Below are 1,858 nucleotides of genomic sequence, written 5' to 3'. Positions count from 1 at the left end.
GAGACCGTGCGGGCTCGGTACGCCGAGGCGGCACGGTCGTCGCAGTCTGCTGCGGGCTGCTGCGGGCCGAACCCCGTGCTGCTGTCGGAGACGGACCTGTACCGGGACAACGAGCGTGACGGCGTGACGGTGTTCGGGTCGGGCTTGTACGCAGGCGCCGAGCGCGACGGCGAGCAGGGCGACGGCGCCACGGCGGCTGCTCTCGAGGCCTCCCTGGGCTGTGGCGTCCCCACGGCGGTCGCCGACCTCGCTGCGGGCGAGGTCGTGCTCGACCTGGGTTCGGGTGCCGGCGGGGACGTCCTGATCTCGGCGCGCCGGGTCGGCCCGTCGGGCAAGGTCTACGGGCTCGACATGACCACGGAGATGCTCGCGCTCGCCCGGGACAACGCCGTGGCGGCGGGGGTGGACAACGCCGAGTTCCTCGAGGGCTACCTCGAGGACGTCCCGCTGCCCGATGCGTCGGTGGACGTGGTCATCTCCAACTGCGTGATCAACCTGGCCGCGGACAAGCGGGTCGCGCTGGCCGAGGCCGCACGGGTGACCCGTGCGGGCGGCCGGTTCGCGGTCTCCGACGTGGTCGCCGACGAGGGCATGGACGAGACGACCCGAGCCGACGTCGCCGCGTTCACCGGGTGCATCGCGGGTGCGATGACTGAGGCCGAGTACCGCGACACCCTCATCGCGACCGGGTGGGAGCAGGTCACCATCGAGACCACCCACCGCGTCCACGACCAGGCGGCCGCGGCCATCATCCGCGCCACCCGCAGCAACGGATCGGAGATCTCGTGAGCACGACCTCGCACCCCACGTCCACCCCGTCGAGCGACCAGGGCACCGAGGCGGGCGTGGTCGCCCAGCTGTCGTTGCTGGACCGGTTCCTGCCGGTGTGGATCATCGCCGCCATGGCCCTCGGGCTCGTGCTGGGTCGGGCCGTGCCCGGCATCGACGAGGCCCTCGAGGCCGTCGAGATCGGCGGGGTCTCGCTGCCGATCGCGATCGGGCTGCTGCTGATGATGTACCCGGTGCTGGCCAAGGTCCGCTACACGGAGACCTCGCGGGTCACGTCCGACCGCAAGCTGCTCGTCGCGTCGCTGGTGCTCAACTGGGTCGTCGGGCCGGCGCTCATGTTCGCGCTGGCCTGGCTGCTCCTGCCGGACCTCCCGGAGTACCGCACCGGCCTCGTCATCGTCGGCCTGGCGCGTTGCATCGCGATGGTGCTGATCTGGAACGACCTCGCGTGCGGTGACCGCGAGGCGGCGGCCGTGCTCGTGGCCATCAACTCCGTGTTCCAGATCGTCGCCTTCGCCGCGCTGGGCTGGTTCTACCTGCAGACCCTGCCCGGGTGGCTGGGCCTGGAGACGACGTCGGCCGAGTTCTCCGTCGGCGCCATCGCCCTCAGCGTGCTGATCTTCCTCGGTGTCCCGCTGGTCGCCGGGTTCCTCACGCGCCTCGTCGGCGAGCGGACCAGGGGTCGCGACTGGTACGAGGGCACCTTCCTGCCGAGGATCGGCCCCGTGGCCCTCTACGGGCTGCTGTTCACCATCGTCGTGCTGTTCGCCCTCCAGGGTGACGCCATCACCTCCCAGCCCTGGGACGTGGCCCGGATCGCGCTGCCGCTGCTGGCCTACTTCCTCGTCATGTTCGGCGTCTCGTGGGTCGTCGGTGTCCGCCTGCGGCTGGGCTACGCCAAGACCTCGACGCTGGCGTTCACCGCGGCCGGCAACAACTTCGAGCTGGCCATCGCGGTCGCGATCGGCACCTTCGGCGTCACCTCGGGCCAGGCCCTGGCCGGCGTCGTCGGTCCCCTCATCGAGGTGCCCGTCCTCGTCGCCCTCGTGTACGTCGCCCTGTGGCTGCG

2 protein-coding genes are annotated in these 1,858 nt (G+C 71.4%); both read left to right on the top strand.

Annotated features, from left to right (window positions below; translation table 11 throughout):
• On the top strand, positions 1–789 hold a 789-nt coding region (locus tag INN71_RS18045), incomplete at its 5' end, for a methyltransferase domain-containing protein (protein WP_346813557.1).
• A partial coding sequence (gene arsB, locus INN71_RS18040; protein WP_301801450.1) for an ACR3 family arsenite efflux transporter occupies positions 786–1,858 on the top strand: 1,073 nt, incomplete at its 3' end. The genes INN71_RS18045 and arsB, both read left to right, overlap by 4 nt.

The organism is Nocardioides sp. ChNu-153 (assembly GCF_030466625.1).
In the GTDB taxonomy this organism is placed as follows: Bacteria; Actinomycetota; Actinomycetes; order Propionibacteriales; family Nocardioidaceae; genus Nocardioides.
This window is presented reverse-complemented; position numbering and strand designations above follow the sequence as displayed.